Origin of the sequence: Salinimicrobium terrae DSM 17865 (genome assembly GCF_000424665.1) — a bacterium.
GTDB lineage: Bacteria > Bacteroidota > Bacteroidia > Flavobacteriales > Flavobacteriaceae > Salinimicrobium > Salinimicrobium terrae.
Window position 1 is genome coordinate 188,056 of sequence record NZ_AUKI01000020.1, and the last position, 15,094, is coordinate 203,149.

A 15,094-nucleotide genomic window follows, 5' to 3' on the forward strand; every position below is an offset into this window, starting at 1 on the left:
TCTATTAAATGCTATTTTTGTGCCGGTGAAGATACATGAAAAATACATAAATCGCTGTATTCAGCTGGCTCAAAACGGACTGGGAAGGACCTACCCCAACCCCGTTGTAGGCAGTGTTATTGTTCATAATGATGCGATTATCGGGGAAGGCTGGCATCAAAAAGCCGGGGAACCTCATGCCGAGGTGAACGCAGTAAATTCTGTGAAGGATAAGAGCCTGCTTTCGAAGTCAACAATCTATGTGAGCCTGGAACCTTGCAGCCACTATGGAAAGACACCACCCTGCAGTAATTTAATTATTGATAGCGGAATTAAAAAAGTGATAATTGGAACTGCAGATCCATTTTCTGAAGTGGCGGGTAAAGGAATCAAAAAATTAATGGACGCCGGTTGTGAAGTCCGTGTGGGTGTTTTGGAAAAGGAATGCCGGGAGCTCAACAAACGCTTTTTCACTTTTCACACCAAACAGCGGCCTTATATCATCCTGAAATGGGCACAAAGCAGCGACGGCTTTTTAGCGCCTTTACCTCTCAAAAATGCCGAAAGAAAGCCGGTTTGGATCACCGGAAAATATACGCAGCAGCTCGTTCACAAATGGAGGTCTGAAGAACAGGCAATTATGGTAGGCACCAACACCGCAGTGGCCGATAATCCTAAGCTCAACACGCGGTTGTGGCAAGGCAATAACCCGGTACGGATTGTCCTTGACAGAACCTTGAGAATTCCGCAGGATTCTCACCTTTTTGACGGCTCAGTTAAGACGATTGTACTGACAGAAAATCCTTCAGAAAAAATATTGCCCAAAAATGTCATTTTTGAAACCCTAAATTTTCAGGAAGACCTGGCACAACAGGTTTGTGAGATCCTTTTCCGTCACGAGATCCAATCGGTCATTATTGAAGGCGGCAGGGAGACGCTGCAGACCTTTATCGATACCAATTTATGGGATGAAGCCCGAATTTTCACCGGAAAACCGCATTTTAGAGAGGGAATTAAAGCTCCCGAAGCCTTTGGCAGCCTCGCTTCCGAAACAAGAGTGGACGAAGACCACCTAAAAATTATTCTTAATGATTAAGTCCATAATATTTGATTTTGGAGATGTGTTTCTCAACCTGGATAAACCCGCAACGGCCCGGGAATTAAAGAAGCTCGAAATTTCACATTTTTCAGAGGAAATGCTGCAGCAGAATATGCAGTACGAAAAAGGGCTTATTTCTTCGGAAGAATTTATTTCAGGTTATAGCAGGTCATTTCCGCAGTTAACTTCAGAAGCATTTGTAAATTCCTGGAATTCCATCCTGATTGATTTTCCGAAGCACCGACTGAAATTTCTTCAGCAGCTGAAAAAAGAGGGTAAGTATAAGTTAATCTTGTTGAGTAACACCAATCATATTCATATTGATTGGGTGAAGCAGAATATTTCCTTTTTCGAAGAATTTAAAAACTGCTTTGATGCTTTCTACCTTTCGCAGGAGATCAACCTGCGCAAGCCCGATCCTGAGATCTATGAGTATGTACTGGAACAACACGACCTCAAGCCTCAAGAAACACTTTTTATTGACGACACTGCCGAAAATACTGAGGCCGCTGCAAAACTCGGCATCCACACCTGGAATATCGATCCCATGAAGGAGGATGTAGTCGATCTATTCACTGTTAAAAGCGAATTGTTTTGATCTATCTGCTGCTAAGCGTACTTTCTTCGAGTGTGATCTTTGTGATCTTCAAACTTTTTGAGCGTTTTAAGATCAACACGCTGCAGGCGATTATCTTTAATTATTTCTTCGCTTTTTCAGCTGGAATGCTCATTGACCGCCAAATCCCAAATCCTCTAAAAGTGGTTTCTGAAGCCTGGTTCTTAGGCACTTTTATTCTTGGGTTCATGTTCATCGCTGTCTTTTACCTGGCAGCCCTTACCACTCAAAAAAGCGGATTATCTGTAGTCTCTGTAGCTACAAAAATGTCAGTCGCAATTCCTGTACTTTTCGGAATCATCCTTTACAATGAAAGCACGGGCTGGATTAAAATTACAGGGATAATCCTGGCTCTTATAGCAGTATATTTAACCTCAATAAAAAAGAAAGAAGGCATAAAAATTAAGAAGCGGAATTTGATCTTTCCGCTCCTGGTTTTCTTTGGCAGTGGAATTATTGACACCACACTCAAGTTTTTGGAAACTTCTTATGTCGCCGAAGCCGATGTCGCTCTTTTCTCTTCTACTATTTTCGCAATTGCCGGACTTATAGGAATTTGTATTCTTATTTTCCAGGGGATAAGAGGATCTCTCCGCTTAAGTTTCAAAAATGTGATTGGAGGAGTCGTTCTGGGAATCCCGAATTTTGGATCCATTTACTTTTTGGTACTGGCTTTACGCACAGAAGGCATGGAAAGTTCCACAATCTTTCCGTTGAACAACGTCGCTATTGTCATGATCTCGACCTTCCTGGGAATTCTTTTATTTAAGGAAAGGATGTTACCAAAGAACTGGATTGGAATCCTGCTGGCCATTACCAGTATTATTTTAATTGCCACTGCTGAAGAATGGATGTAAAGGATACATATAAAACAATCACAGCGGCTTCTCCCGAGGTGCTTTTTAAAGACAAGAACAGCAAATTCTTTGGATATGCTTTTCCGGTTACCACTGAAGAAGAGGCTAAGGAACATCTCGAGGACCAAAAGAAGAAACATCATGCCGCGCGACACTGGTGTTACGCCTGGCAGCTGGGAAAAAGTCATTTTCATTACCGGGCCAATGATGACGGGGAGCCATCAAATTCGGCAGGAATGCCCATTTATGGACAAATTCAGTCTTTTGAAGTTACCAATATTCTAATTGTGGTGGTGAGATACTTTGGCGGGGTAAAATTAGGAGTCGGCGGTTTAATCAATGCCTACAAAACTGCTGCACAAATGGCATTGGAAGAATCGCAGATCGTCACCCGCACCATCGACCTGAAGTTTGAGATCTCCTTTGATTATCCCGAAATGAACAAAGTGATGCGGGTGATCAAGGAAAATAATTTAAATGTTGTGGATCAAATCCTGGAACTCGACTGCAGGATCATAATTTCGGTAAGAAAAGGTGAAGCCGAAAGGATCTATGAAAAATTTGATGTTACATATAAAGTTGCCATAAAAGAACTTGAAGATCAATAACCCAGTTTCTCCAGAACATACCTTGGACATTTCACAGGTTTATTCTTTTCTATATCCATAAATATTAAGGTAGTTTCGGCTTCGGTTAAAAGTTCATCGTGTTGATTGAAGATCTCGTATTCAAATTCTATCCGCACTCCGGGTTTCTTTTTGAGGCGGGTAATGATCTTTAGCTCATCGTCGAATTTTGCCGACTTTTTAAATTTCAGATTAAGTTCGTAAACAGGCAGCATAACCCCTTCCTCTTCCATCTTTCGATAGGAAATGCCAATAGCCGCAAGCCAGTCAATACGGGCAATTTCAAGATATTGCGCATAGTTGCCGTGATAGACTACTCTCATTTGATCTGTCTCTGCATATCTAACTTTAACATAGGTGAGATGGCTTTTCATGATTTTTTTGATGAATTATTTAATTCGGTTTTGTACTTTCACAGTGAACGAAGTATGCTAAAATTTTTGTTAAATTTCAAGTAGGCAAACGTTTTTTTTTCAGATAATTTGTTCACATATTTGTTGCTCTAAAAAACCCGGGAGAAAGATATTTTCTCTTTTTCTTATGGAAACCACTACTAACAAACGCATTAAAAATTTAGATTCCGGAATGTCAGAAACTGCGCAATCAGTTTGGAATAACTGCCTAGACTTTATAAAAGATAATATTACTCCACAGGCGTATAAAACCTGGTTTGAACCAATACAGGCAGTTAAACTTTCAGACAGGGCTTTGAGCATTCAGGTACCTTCTAAATTTTTTTACGAGTGGCTTGAGGAGCACTATGTTAAACTTCTTAAAGTTTCGTTAAACAGAGTGCTCGGTGACCAGGCAAAATTAGTGTATGTCATAAGAATGGAAAATACCTACGGAAACAAACAACCTTTTACAGAAAAGATCCCGAGCACAAATCGTTCGAACATGACTTCCCAGGAAGTTGATGTGCCGATTAAGAATAAAAATCCGGAGTTAAAAAATCCGTTTATAATTCCTGGTATCCGAAATGTAAAGATTGAATCACAGCTTAATCCCAGTTACAACTTTGACAACTTTTTGGAAGGAGACTCCAACAGGTTGGCAAGATCTGCAGGACTGGCCGTGGCTAATAAACCGGGAGAAACTTCTTTCAATCCTCTACTAATATTTGGAGGGGTAGGACTTGGGAAAACCCATCTCGCCCATTCTATTGGAATTGAGATTAAGGATAAATATCCGGAAAAGACGGTTTTATATATTTCTGCAGAAAAATTTACCCAACAATATATTGAGTCGGTAAAGAAGAATAATAGAAATGATTTTATTCATTTTTACCAGATCATAGATGTACTTATTGTGGATGATATCCAGTTGCTTTCGGGGAAAGCCGGAACTCAGGATGTTTTCTTCCACATCTTTAATCACCTGCACCAAAACCGGAAGCAGGTTATCCTTACCAGTGATAAGGCACCGGTGGATATGCAAGATATTGAACAGCGGTTGCTTTCCCGATTTAAGTGGGGACTTTCAGCCGAATTGCAGCATCCAGATACAGATACCAGGATTTCCATTATTAAGAGCAAACTTTATCGTGACGGAGTAGAGATGCCCGAAGAGATAGTAGAATTTCTTGCACATAATATAAAAACGAATATCAGGGAACTGGAGGGTGCTATAATTTCCTTAATCGCTCACTCCTCTTTTAATAAAAAGGATATTACTCTTGAGCTTGCCAAGAAGATCGTTGATAATTACGTAAAGAATACAAAACGCGAAGTTTCAATAGACTATATCCAGAAAATCGTTAGTGAATATTTCCAGATGGATGTGGAAACACTACAATCTAAAACCAGGAAAAGACACATAGTCCAGGCCCGACAGTTAGCCATGTTCTTTGCCAAGAAATTTACAAAAGCCTCTTTAGCCAGCATAGGTTCTCAAATTGGAAAAAGGGATCACGCTACTGTACTCCACGCCTGCAAAACTGTTGACAATTTAGCTTCTACAGATAAACAATTTCAAAAATTTGTTGAGGACATCAACAAAAAATTAACCCTGTAAATATGAAGACCAGAATCCTGATGGTGTGTCTCGGCAATATTTGCAGGTCACCCCTGGCCGAAGGCATTCTCAAATCCAAGATTAATCCACAGGAAATTGTTGTGGATTCAGCAGGAACCAGTGATTACCATGTGGATGATTGTCCGGACCCAAGGTCTGTTTCAATTGCGAAAGAGAACAATCTCGATATTACTTCACAGCGGGGACGTCAGTTTTCAGTAGAAGATTTTGACAGCTTTGACAAAATTTATGTCATGGATATGGCCAATTACCGCGATGTAATTTCCAAGGCCAGAAATGAAAAAGATAGAAATAAGGTATCCCTCATACTCAACGAAATATTTCCTGGCGAAAATGTAGAGGTCCCGGATCCTTACCACGGTGGTGCTGATGGTTTTAAAAGGGTATATCAAATGCTTAATGAAGCCTGTGAAGTTATTGCCAAAAAACATCAATAATTTGAACAATCCCTTCTCCTTCTCTGGAAAATTATATTTACTACCCACAACTCTGGGTGATAATGACCCGCTGGAAGTTTTGCCGGCAACCGTTCAACAACAGGTTGAGCGTATTGAGACCTTTATTGCCGAAAATGAGAAGACCGCCCGCAGGGCAATAAAAAAATTAGTCCCGGAAAAATCCCAGCCTTCCCTTCAGTTTTTTCTTTTAAATAAACATACAGATCCTGCTGAAATTCCTTCTTTTTTAGAAGCCTGCAAAGCAGGTAAAGATTTAGGTTTGCTGAGTGAAGCAGGTTGCCCCGGAGTTGCCGATCCCGGAGCCGAAGTGGTGAAAATCGCCCACAGGGAAGGCATTCAGGTAGTGCCAATGGTTGGCCCTTCCTCTATTCTTTTAGCAATGATGGCTTCGGGGATGAATGGACAAAATTTTGCTTTTAACGGCTATCTTCCTATTGATAAAGCAGCCCGAAAAAGTGAGATAAGAAATCTGGAGAGGCTTTCCCTTGAGAAGAATCAGGCGCAGGCTTTTATTGAGACTCCTTATAGAAATAATAAAATACTGGAAGACTTGATTCAGACGCTGCATCCCGGTACCCGCATTTGTGTAGCTTGCGATCTAACCTTAAGCACAGAATATATTGTTACGAAAACAGCTGCAGAATGGGGTAAAACAAAAATGGACCTTCATAAAAGGCCCACCATTTTTATATTACAGAAGGATTATTAGCTTTCGCTTTCCTGTCGGGAACCACAAAAGAAGTATCAAAGCCCTCAAACTTTTTAAAATAATGCTTAATTGAGGTACCAAAACCATCACTAAAACTGTTGGTTCCATTACTTCTAAGAAATTTCTTGACATTCCCGGGTCCTGCAAGGTGAGCTGCCGCAAGAATTCCCGATTCGGTGATCCTGATCCCATTTACTACCTGATCCTGAAATCGTTCAATATCTTTACGCAGGATCCATTTATTACGAGAGGCATTTGCGTAAAATGCAGCTTCCTGAAGATCGGGGGAGTTTAGAAAAAGAGTTGTGTCTCTTATTCCGATTAACTTTAGAGTTCCTCTACCAAACTGGTATTTCCCCATGTAACCAAAATCGTTGATCACCTTGTAATCCCCTCCGGATTCTTTAAAACCCAAAGCCTCTTTAAAGGCTACATACGACTTGCCTAATTGTGGGTAAAATCGAAGTTGTGGATCAAAAACAGTAGCATCTGGAGAAAATGGAACATCAAATATAAGTTCCTCATTTACTGTCTTAAACTCCTCAAGCAAAGCAGTATTAAAATCTTCTGCTTTGTGGGTCGAAAAGCTATAAAAGAAAATTGATGCTCCTACAACCGGTAATACTGAAAATTTTGCAACTTTCTTCTTCATCCTATTTGTTTTTGCTCGAGAAAACCTAAAAGCTTTTCCCGAAACGGCCGACAAATGTAAGACTTTTTTTAATAATCTAATTATCAACCTGTTAAACTTTAATCCCATAGAAATTCCTACAGGTTTGGACATTAAAGCATAGAACGTGCCAAAGAGGAAATTAGTATGACCTATAATCTTCTAAAGCTTAATTATTTACCTTTTAATTTTTTGCTCATTAATCCACCGAATATAGGCTCTCTTATTGGCATTGTGCTGCGAGAGGGTTTTCCCAAACTTGTGGTAGCCAAAATTCTCCACATCGGCCACGAAATAAAAATAATCGTGATCCTCATAGTTTAGAACAGCATCAATTGAGGAAATATCGGGCATGGCTATGGGCCCGGGAGGAAGCTCTTTGTATTTATAGGTGTTGTATGGGGAGTCCAGGGTAAGATCTGCATACAAAACCCTCTTTATAATGGTATCAAAATTCTGTAATTTGTCCTTCAATGCATAGATCACCGTAGGATCTGCTTCCAGTTTCCAGCCGTCTTCTATCCTATTCATGTATACCCCGGCAACTTTGGGTCTTTCATCTACTTTTGCTGTTTCCTTTTGCACAATGGAAGCGACCACCATTACTTCGTGGGGTGTGAGTCCTAACTCTTCCGCACGGGCCAGCCTTTTTTCTGTCCAGAAACGATCATATTCGGATTTCATTCGGTCACGAAATTCTTCAGCAGAAGTATTCCAGAAAAACTCATACTTATTAGGAATGTACATGGAGAGGGCATTCCTTTCTCCAAAGCCATACTGTGTTAAAAAAGCAGAATCCTTCATACTTTCCAAAAGATCTGTACTATCTGCTTCTATTTGGGAAGCTATTCTTCCTGCAAGATCCTCAAGCCTTTCCTGATTATTGAAAGTCACCCACACAGGCTCATTAGTACTGCGGAGTGTATTTATAATCTCATTGTTGTTCATGCCCTTTTTAAGAATAAATCTTCCGGCTTTAATATTGTCCACATATCCCTTTTTTTGCGCCACAACTTCAAATTCCTCTTCGTTTTCAAGGTAAGGTTCCAGCAGCTCAAGTACCTGAGGATAAGTAGCACCGGTAGGCACATAAACTTCCACAGTTTCTTCAGAAAAAGCAGTGTTTGAAGAAAAGATAATATCATATATGTACCAGGAAAATCCTGCCAAACCAAGGATTCCCAAAAGGGCAATTATTAATAAGATTTTTTTGATATACATTTTTAGTTGATCAATTGATACATAACTTCATTTTTATATTCTCCACCCACCAGATTCCAATCTTTTTTTGTTGCTGCTTTAAAAAATCCTGTTTTCTCGAACAGTAACTTACTCGAAATATTCTCGTCCCCCACATTTGCATAGACCTGATGCAGACCCAAATGTGCAAAACAGTATTTACAAACCAGTTCCAAAGCCTGGGTGCCATAACCTTTAAGGCGGTTCCTTCTGTTAATAATCACGATGCCTAAAGCAGCACGCCGGTTTTTTGGATCAAAATCGAAAATATCAATAAAACCAACTGGCGCTCCTGCAATGTCACAAATAACCAGTCTTAGCTGTTTAATATCGTAAATATCTTTATGAGAATTCTCCAGATATTGCCTGAGAATGTAGCGGGAAAAAGGTACACTGGTAGCACTAACCTCCCAAAACTCCTCATTATTCTCCACTTCAAAAAGCAGATCGAGATCTTCAGGTTCCAACGCTCTTAAATAGACCAGATCTCCTTTTAAGGTTAACATGTTATTTCTCCTTTAAAAACTTGTTTTGCAGGTCCCTTTAACCAAATGTTTCTATACCCGTCATCCAAAGCCTGAAAACTAACCTCCAGGTCACCGCCCGGTGTATTTAATTTAACAGTAGTTGAAGATGTCCTTCCCGAATGAAATGCAGCAAGAGCCACAGCTGTTACCCCTGTACCGCAGGAAAGGGTTTCACCTTCCACTCCCCTTTCATAAGTTCTCACTTTAAAATTACCCTTGTCTGTAGAAGAAACAAAATTTACATTTGTTCCTCCCTGTGGATTATACTGTTGTGAATAACGTACTGCTGAACCTTCCTTTTTGACGTCTATCGAAGCCACGTTTTCTGAAAAAATGACATGATGAGGAGAGCCAGTGTTCAGAAATAATGCGTTACCGATTTTAGAAATAAAGTCTACGTTTGCCATTTTCAGGCCGACCAGGTCTTTTTCTATTACTGCTTCGTGAAAACCATCTATTGCAGTAAAAGCTGCCTTATGGGAAACTATTCCTAAAAATTTTGCAAAAGCAACCAGGCATCTTCCGCCGTTACCACACATACTGCTCTCATTTCCATCGGCATTGAAATAAACCATTTCAAAATCTTCTCCTGTTTTAGCAGGCTTTTCCAGGAGGATAAGACCATCTGCTCCAATGCCAAATTTTCGGTCACAAAGAAAATTTATCAAAGTGGTATCATTTTTGGATAAAACCGAAGTACGGTTATCTACCATAATAAAATCATTTCCCGTACCCTGATATTTAAAAAAGTTCAGTTTCATCTGGCGATTTTGAGGGGTCAAAGATACAATAAAACATAAAAATCGGGAGCAGTTGAGTACAGGTATTACTATGGAAGATTTGAACTAAAAACTTTAATTATTTGTTCCTCATTAACTAAAAAATATAAGAAATATGAAAAAAATCACAAGTTTTCTCATGATCTCGGTCTTAGGCGGAATTCTTACCCTTGGTGGATACGTGCTTTTTATTGAAGATGATACCATCTTCATTCAGGAAAGTTCCGGTATCCCCGCCTACACGCCGGTAAATTTTAATTCGCTTCCTGCAGATGGTAATGTCGATTTTACAGAAGCAGCCAGCAAAACAGTCAACGCAGTTGTTCACGTCAAGAACGTAGGAACAGTTCGACAATCTCCCTTTTCTTCCAGTACCGCTCAGGCCTTGCAGGGAGCCGGTAGTGGAGTAATTATTTCTCCGGATGGTTATATAGTAACAAATAACCACGTAATCCAGAACGCAAGCCGCCTTCAGATAACTCTTAACAATAACCAGAACTACATGGCTGAAGTCATAGGAACCGACCCGACAACTGATATCGCCCTACTGAAAATTGATGCTGAAGATCTCGATTATCTGCCATTTGGGGATTCAGATAATGCACAAATTGGTGAATGGGTATTGGCAGTAGGAAATCCATTTAATCTTACCTCAACAGTAACCGCCGGAATTATTTCCGCAAAGTCACGGGACCTCGGAATGGATTCAAATGTCTCCTCTTTTATACAAACAGATGCAGCAGTTAATCCCGGAAACAGTGGAGGCGCATTGGTCAACACTTATGGTGAACTCATTGGTATTAACACAGCTATTACTTCTAAAACCGGAACTTACGTAGGATATGCCTTTGCGGTACCTTCCAACAACGCAAGAAAAATTGTTGAAGACATTCTTGAGTTTGGAGATGTACAACAGGGCATACTGGGAATTCGGGGAGTACAAGCTGCCAGGGTGCCAGGAGATTACAACCTAAATATTTCTGAAGGAGTTTATGTTGACCAGGTAGAAGACGGAAGTGGTGCAGATAAAGCAGGAATTAAATCGGGAGATATCATCATCAGACTTGACGACGTAGAAATCCGGAAATTCTCGGATCTTACGGGTTATATTGGTTCTAAAAGACCGAATGATATTGTGAAGGTACAGGTCATTCGAAGTGAAAAAATGAAAGAATTTGATGTTACTCTTACCAAAAAAGCTGACGTCTATCAAATAAAGGTAATAGGCCTTGAAGTAACTAACGCCACGGCTGAAGATCTTAAACAAAAGAATGTAAAGAATGGTGTGAAGATTACAAGAGGTCTAACCCCTCAAATGCAGAATGAACAACTTTACGGTACTATTATTACCGCTATTGATAACATTCCGGTAAAGAATGTTGAGGATGTTGAAAGAATAATGACCCAACGATCTTCCCATGACCCCATAACTGTCACATTTATAACTCCTGATGGTGAAAAACAAAAATATGTTTGGAGATAAGTTTCAAGTTTAAATGAATAGAAAATACCTGCTAAAAAAGCAGGTATTTTTTGTTAAAATATTTTTACGAAAACGTTTGAAATATATACTTTTGCTCCAGTTTTTAAAAGCAACACAATAAAGAAAAAATGAATTCCAACGAAGTCTACGAAAAAGAATTATCCTTTCAGGCAGATCGTCGCAGGGCGGCAGTCCAATTTATTAGAACAGTAAGTGATTTATGGTACGACAAATCTATTGAACTGGTTTTATTTAGAAATCAATTAATAGACCGCAATGTCAGTGATATCCTGGACCTGCACGAATATGCAGGTGAATTTGTACAAAAGCCAATATCTATTTTTGATTCGGTTGAAATTGCTGAAGCCATACAAAGATTGGATTTCCCCCCAGCAAAGCTTGATATTGGAAAGCTGACCTATGAATACCATTTGGATGGTGAGAAATCCTCAAATGCAACAGCTTTTGTTTCAGGAAGATTGAAAGACGCAAAAAAGGTTGATGAGCCTACCCCAAAAGATGTAGTGCTGTATGGCTTTGGACGCATTGGAAGATTAGTTGCCCGGGAACTTATGACACGCACAGGTAAAGGAAGCCAGTTGAGGCTTAGGGGAATCGTTACCCGCGGGAAAATTGATGAGACGGTCCTGGCAAAAAGAGCCAGTCTTCTAAAAAATGATTCTGTGCATGGAAATTTTTCAGGAACTGTTTCTTACAATGTTGAAAAAAAATGTCTTATAGTTAATGGCACCACAGTTCACATGATTTCGGCAAATGAACCCGAAGAAGTAGATTATACCTCCTACGGAATTAATGATGCACTGGTAATAGACAATACCGGAGCTTTTAGAGACCAGGAGGCCCTTAGCAGACATCTAAGCTCAAAAGGAGCTTCAAAAGTCTTACTAACTGCCCCTGGAAAAGGTATTCCCAACATTGTACATGGGGTAAATCACCTGGAGTACAATCCCGATGATGTTTCTATTTTCTCGGCGGCATCATGTACAACAAATGCCATCACTCCTGTTTTAAAAGCTGTGCAGGATTCCCTGGGTGTAGTTCACGGACACCTGGAAACCATTCATGCCTATACAAATGACCAGAACCTGGTTGATAATATGCACAAGAAGTACAGGAGAGGACGTGCTGCCGCCCTTAACATGGTAATTACCGAAACAGGAGCAGGCAAAGCCGTGTCTAAAGCGCTTCCGGTATTTGAAGGTAAACTTACCTCTAATGCAATTCGCGTTCCTGTGCCAAATGGTTCTCTTGCGATCCTTAATCTGGAAGTGGAAACTTCCACCTCCCGCGAAGGAGTAAATGACATTCTGAAAAAATATGCTCTGGAGGGCGATCTGGTCGAACAGATCAAGTACTCTATAGATAATGAACTTGTTTCCACCGATATTATGGGTTCTGCCCAACCCTCTATTTATGACAGTAATGCCACAATAGTTTCCGGAGATGGAAAAAACATATTACTATATGTTTGGTACGACAATGAATACGGCTACAGCCATCAGGTTATAAGGTTGGCAAAATATATCGCTAAGGTAAGAAGATATACTTATTATTAATTGTTAGTTTAGTTAGTTAACCTGCCCGTCATCCTCTGGTGACGGGTTTTTTATTTCCTGGGGTTCAAGACTCTGCCCGCGCTCCTTAGGTTTCCAAAAAATTAACTAAAAAGTTCTTCAGTTGCAGGACCGTCAACCGGATTATTGTATAATTTTGCCACCTCTTTTCCTATGCCCGTTTAGACACAGAAAGTTAAAAGAGAAAATTTAAAATTTTCTCTACAATAACAATTATAGGGGTTCGTTGTGATTATGACCAAGAAATTATACTTGCTATGAAGAAGATTATATTTGCCGCTTTTATTTTATTTACTGTTAACACAACAGTAGCACAAACTCCGGGGGAAACCACTATTGCTGAAAAATTTCAGGAATTAATTACCAGCTCCAATAATTTTAAGGGTTATAAAGTGGTTGATACAGATCAACTCACCACCTTACAGGAATTGACCTCAAACAGGATCACAGAACTTAAAGAAGAAATAGCTTCTTCCCAGGATGCATTCCAAGCTCAGGAAGCTGAAATTAAGGAACTACAGGCCCAACTGGAAGGTTTTCAGGAACAGTTAACTGCTGTAACCGCTCAAAAAGATGAAATATCTTTTTTGGGAATGTCATTTAGCAAAGCCACCTACAACACAATGATGTGGAGCCTGGCGGGAATATTGATTCTGGCGCTGGTCTTGTTTGTGGTGAGATTCAAGAGAAGTCATGTCCACACCACAGAAGCCCGTAAAAACCTGGCAGAACTGGAAAAGGAATTCGATGCCTACAGAGCGAAGGCTTTGGAAAAAGAGCAGCGTCTGGGAAGGCTTTTACAGGATGAGAAGAACAAGCAGCTTAAAGTTGCTAAATAACAGTTCTTCCCTTTTGTTGCTAATAACTAACTTTACAGCGTTATATTCTGCCTGTAAAATTCCGTCTCATGAGACTTGATATAATTACTGTTGTCCCTGAAATTTTAAGAAGCCCTTTTGAGGCATCTATTCTTAAAAGAGCAATTGAAAAAGGCCATGTGGAGATCCACCTTCACAATCTACGGGATTACGTGACAGATAATTATAAACAAATTGACGATTACCAGTATGGAGGAGGTGCAGGAATGGTCATGATGATTGAACCCATTGACAAATGCATACAGGGTTTGAAAGCAGAAAGGGATTATGATGAAGTTATTTATATGACCCCCGATGGTGAAACTCTTAAACAAGGAATTGCCAATGAACTCTCTTTAAAAGAAAATCTCATTATTCTTTGCGGCCATTATAAAGGAGTGGACCAAAGAGTGCGGGATCATTTTATTACCAGGGAAATTTCAATAGGGGATTATGTTCTCTCGGGTGGAGAACTGGGAGCAGCAATACTTTGTGATACCATTATAAGACTACTTCCAGGGGTTCTTGGCAATGAAACTTCGGCGCTAACAGATTCTTTTCAGGATAATTTACTTGCCCCGCCAATTTACACCCGCCCTGCCGAATATAAAGGCTGGAAAGTACCGGAAATACTCACTTCCGGAAACACGCCAAAGATTGAAGAATGGCGGGAAGAGCAGGCTTATGCCCGAACTTTAGTTCTGAGGCCAGACCTTTTAAATGAAGAAGAAAAATAAATAAAAGGTTTCTTTTTAGAATCATAAAAATTATTACTTTTGCACACGTTTCTGAACCAACCTCTGGCGATCTCCGTGAATGTTGTTTTAGACTTTATTTTTAAACCATTTTAGACATGGAGTCCTTAATTAAATTTGTACAAGACGAATTTGTAACAAGAAAAGATTTCCCGGAATTTTCAGCGGGAGATACTATTACTGTTTATTATGAAATTACAGAGGGTCAAAAAACCCGTACCCAGTTCTTTCGTGGAGTTGTTATTCAAAAAAGAGGAACAGGAGCTTCTCAAACCTTTACTATTCGTAAGATGAGTGGAACTGTAGGTGTGGAGCGTATCTTCCCACTTAACCTTCCTGCCCTTCAAAAGATCGAGATCAATAAGCGCGGTAAAGTCCGTAGAGCCAGAATCTACTACTTTAGAGAACTTACCGGTAAAAAAGCTCGTATTAAAGAAAGAAGAAGATAATCTTTCAATATACCGTTCAAAAAAGCCTCATTTATTGAGGCTTTTTTATTAATTATAATTTTAGGATATTTTTATAACTACCTGGCTACAAAATACTTGTGGGAGTAAAATTTCTTTCGTAAATTTAATACAGAGTTTAAAGTTAAAGAATGTCGAAAGGAGTTCTTCTTGAAAACTCGATGTAGAGCAAAAGATCTTTACATAGGTTTTTATCATTTTGAACAACAATATGCAGGACATAGTTGGTTTAATTCGGTAAAAACGTTTTGGATGATTTACACACACTCTTTTGGGAAATGTAAATCGATCCAGTTGAAATAACAGCTTGTTTGTGAAATTTAGATTTCACTTAAGAATGTAAA

17 protein-coding genes are annotated in these 15,094 nt (G+C 39.6%); 12 read left to right on the forward strand and 5 right to left on the reverse strand.

Annotation, left to right across the window (positions count from 1 at the left end):
* Nucleotides 1-25 precede the first annotated feature (25 nt).
* The 4 genes from ribD to H148_RS0109970 are packed head-to-tail and all read left to right on the forward strand — an operon-like array spanning nucleotide 26 to nucleotide 3,159.
* Complete coding sequence (gene ribD / locus H148_RS0109955; RefSeq protein ID WP_029034674.1) at nucleotides 26-1,075, forward strand: bifunctional diaminohydroxyphosphoribosylaminopyrimidine deaminase/5-amino-6-(5-phosphoribosylamino)uracil reductase RibD; 1,050 nt, start codon at nucleotides 26-28, stop codon at nucleotides 1,073-1,075.
* Nucleotides 1,068-1,676, forward strand: coding sequence for an HAD family hydrolase (locus tag H148_RS0109960; RefSeq protein WP_029034675.1), 609 nt, complete (start codon nucleotides 1,068-1,070; stop codon nucleotides 1,674-1,676). Before ribD ends, H148_RS0109960 begins: the two co-directional genes overlap by 8 nt.
* Nucleotides 1,673-2,551: an EamA family transporter gene (locus H148_RS0109965; protein ID WP_029034676.1), complete on the forward strand. Its 879-nt coding sequence runs from the start codon at nucleotides 1,673-1,675 to the stop codon at nucleotides 2,549-2,551. Before H148_RS0109960 ends, H148_RS0109965 begins: the two co-directional genes overlap by 4 nt.
* Complete coding sequence (locus tag H148_RS0109970; RefSeq protein ID WP_029034677.1) at nucleotides 2,542-3,159, forward strand: IMPACT family protein; 618 nt, start codon at nucleotides 2,542-2,544, stop codon at nucleotides 3,157-3,159. The genes H148_RS0109965 and H148_RS0109970 overlap by 10 nt, the downstream gene beginning before the upstream one ends.
* Here the strand turns inward: H148_RS0109970 and H148_RS0109975 are convergent.
* Complete coding sequence (locus tag H148_RS0109975; protein WP_029034678.1) at nucleotides 3,153-3,551, reverse strand: acyl-CoA thioesterase; 399 nt, start codon at nucleotides 3,549-3,551, stop codon at nucleotides 3,153-3,155. The two genes, H148_RS0109970 and H148_RS0109975, sit on opposite strands and share 7 nt — an antisense overlap.
* A 211-nt stretch (nucleotides 3,552-3,762) precedes the next feature.
* Between H148_RS0109975 and dnaA the strand changes: the two genes are divergently transcribed.
* The 3 genes from dnaA to H148_RS0109990 are packed head-to-tail and all read left to right on the forward strand — an operon-like array spanning nucleotide 3,763 to nucleotide 6,378.
* Entirely contained in the window at nucleotides 3,763-5,190 is a 1,428-nt protein-coding gene (gene dnaA, locus H148_RS0109980) for a chromosomal replication initiator protein DnaA (protein ID WP_029034679.1), read from the forward strand.
* A 2-nt stretch (nucleotides 5,191-5,192) separates the two neighbouring features.
* A complete protein-coding gene (locus tag H148_RS0109985; protein WP_029034680.1) occupies nucleotides 5,193-5,648 on the forward strand; it encodes a low molecular weight protein-tyrosine-phosphatase in 456 nt (151 codons plus the stop codon).
* Between the two features lies 1 nt (nucleotide 5,649).
* Entirely contained in the window at nucleotides 5,650-6,378 is a 729-nt protein-coding gene (locus tag H148_RS0109990; protein ID WP_029034681.1) for an SAM-dependent methyltransferase, read from the forward strand.
* Here the strand turns inward: H148_RS0109990 and H148_RS0109995 are convergent.
* The 4 genes from H148_RS0109995 to dapF all read right to left on the reverse strand — a co-directional run bounded on the left by H148_RS0109995 (nucleotide 6,356) and on the right by dapF (nucleotide 9,575).
* A complete protein-coding gene (locus H148_RS0109995; protein WP_029034682.1) occupies nucleotides 6,356-7,030 on the reverse strand; it encodes a hypothetical protein in 675 nt (224 codons plus the stop codon). The two genes, H148_RS0109990 and H148_RS0109995, sit on opposite strands and share 23 nt — an antisense overlap.
* Nucleotides 7,031-7,225: 195 nt before the next feature.
* On the reverse strand, nucleotides 7,226-8,269 hold the full coding sequence (mltG, locus tag H148_RS0110000; RefSeq protein WP_029034683.1) for an endolytic transglycosylase MltG: 1,044 nt from the start codon (nucleotides 8,267-8,269) through the stop codon (nucleotides 7,226-7,228).
* A gap of 2 nt (nucleotides 8,270-8,271) precedes the next feature.
* Nucleotides 8,272-8,793 (reverse strand): GNAT family N-acetyltransferase, encoded by a 522-nt coding sequence (locus H148_RS0110005; RefSeq protein ID WP_029034684.1) that lies wholly within the window; start codon nucleotides 8,791-8,793, stop codon nucleotides 8,272-8,274.
* Nucleotides 8,787-9,575, reverse strand: coding sequence for a diaminopimelate epimerase (gene dapF, locus H148_RS0110010; RefSeq protein WP_029034685.1), 789 nt, complete (start codon nucleotides 9,573-9,575; stop codon nucleotides 8,787-8,789). The genes H148_RS0110005 and dapF overlap by 7 nt, the downstream gene beginning before the upstream one ends.
* A 133-nt stretch (nucleotides 9,576-9,708) precedes the next feature.
* On the opposite strand from dapF, the gene H148_RS0110015 reads away from it, so the two are divergent.
* The 5 genes from H148_RS0110015 to rplS all read left to right on the forward strand — a co-directional run bounded on the left by H148_RS0110015 (nucleotide 9,709) and on the right by rplS (nucleotide 14,732).
* Nucleotides 9,709-11,076 carry a S1C family serine protease gene (locus tag H148_RS0110015; protein ID WP_029034686.1) on the forward strand — a complete coding sequence of 456 codons (1,368 nt, stop codon included), beginning with the start codon at nucleotides 9,709-9,711 and terminating at the stop codon, nucleotides 11,074-11,076.
* Between the two features lie 128 nt (nucleotides 11,077-11,204).
* Nucleotides 11,205-12,653 (forward strand): glyceraldehyde-3-phosphate dehydrogenase, encoded by a 1,449-nt coding sequence (locus tag H148_RS0110020; RefSeq protein WP_029034687.1) that lies wholly within the window; start codon nucleotides 11,205-11,207, stop codon nucleotides 12,651-12,653.
* 275 nt (nucleotides 12,654-12,928) lie between these two features.
* Nucleotides 12,929-13,510 (forward strand): hypothetical protein, encoded by a 582-nt coding sequence (locus tag H148_RS0110025; protein WP_029034688.1) that lies wholly within the window; start codon nucleotides 12,929-12,931, stop codon nucleotides 13,508-13,510.
* A gap of 68 nt (nucleotides 13,511-13,578) precedes the next feature.
* The gene (gene trmD / locus H148_RS0110030; protein ID WP_029034689.1) at nucleotides 13,579-14,265 is read left to right on the forward strand and encodes a tRNA (guanosine(37)-N1)-methyltransferase TrmD; all 687 of its coding nucleotides are present in this window, start codon (nucleotides 13,579-13,581) and stop codon (nucleotides 14,263-14,265) included.
* 116 nt (nucleotides 14,266-14,381) lie between these two features.
* A complete protein-coding gene (gene rplS, locus H148_RS0110035; RefSeq protein ID WP_029034690.1) occupies nucleotides 14,382-14,732 on the forward strand; it encodes a 50S ribosomal protein L19 in 351 nt (116 codons plus the stop codon).
* Nucleotides 14,733-15,094: the final 362 nt, after the last annotated feature.